The organism is Kitasatospora sp. NPDC059722 (genome assembly GCF_042733235.1).
Classification (GTDB): domain Bacteria; phylum Actinomycetota; class Actinomycetes; order Streptomycetales; family Streptomycetaceae; genus Kitasatospora.
On the sequence record NZ_JBHWGD010000077.1, the window covers coordinates 1 to 958 of the forward strand.

A 958-nucleotide genomic window follows, 5' to 3' on the forward strand; every position below is an offset into this window, starting at 1 on the left:
CGCCGGGGCCGGGGCGGGGCCCCGGGGGGGGGGGGGGGCCGCCGGGGGGGGGGCGCCCCCCCCCCGCGGGGGGGGGGCGGGGGCCCGGGGGGCGCGGGGGGGCGCGCCCCCCCCGACGAGGTCGAGGATGCCGTCCACGCCGTCCGGGGCCGCCTGCGCGATCCGCTCGGCGACCCCCTCGCCGTACCGGACGTGCACGGCACCGAGCGCCTCGACGTGGCCGCGGCCGGCATCGCTCGCGGTGCCGATCACGCGCAGGCCCCGGCTGCGGGCGATCTGCGTCGCCGCGCTGCCGACGCCTCCGGCGGCACCGAGGATCAGGAGCGTGCGGCCAGAGCCCAGGCCCACGTCGCGGACGGCGTCGTCGGCGGTCGCCGTGGCGACGGCGAGGGTCGCGGCCTGGTCGAAGCCGACGGCCGCGGGCTTGAGGGCGCTCATCCCGGCGCGCAGCAGCGTCTGTTCGGCGAAGGCGCCGGCGGCGGCGACCCCGAAGACCTCGTCGCCCGGGGTGAAGGCGGACACGTCCGGGCCGACCCGCAGGACGACGCCCGCGGCCTCCTGGCCCATGACGGACGGCAGGTCGCGGCCCTGACGGCCGAGGAGGCCGCTGCGGATCTTCCAGTCCACCGGGTTCACCCCGGCGGCGCGGACCGCGACGGCCAGTTGCCCCGGGCCCGGCAGGAGCTCCGGGCGGTCCAGGAACTCCTGGGTCTCCGGCCCGCCGTAGTCGACGAACCCGAACGCTCTGGGCATCGGTGATCCCACTCCTCGGGTAGCCCCCGCTGACAGCCCCACCCCGCCCCGCCCAGCATGCGGGGGCGCCCGGGGACGGGCCGCCGGTGCTGCGCCGAACGGGGGCGGGCGAACACAAAAAACAAGTAATAATAAAAATATATTAAAATGTGATATTTGGCTGAGTTTTTTTTCGGCGTTCGCCGTGGGGCCGCACGCCCGCACC

1 protein-coding gene is annotated in these 958 nt (G+C 76.7%); it reads right to left on the reverse strand.

All coding sequences use genetic code 11. The features are described from left to right. Positions 1–753: alcohol dehydrogenase catalytic domain-containing protein (locus ACFV4F_RS33835; RefSeq protein ID WP_380508388.1), on the reverse strand; the 753-nt coding region annotated here is incomplete at its 3' end. Between the last annotated feature and the right edge of the window lie 205 nt (positions 754–958).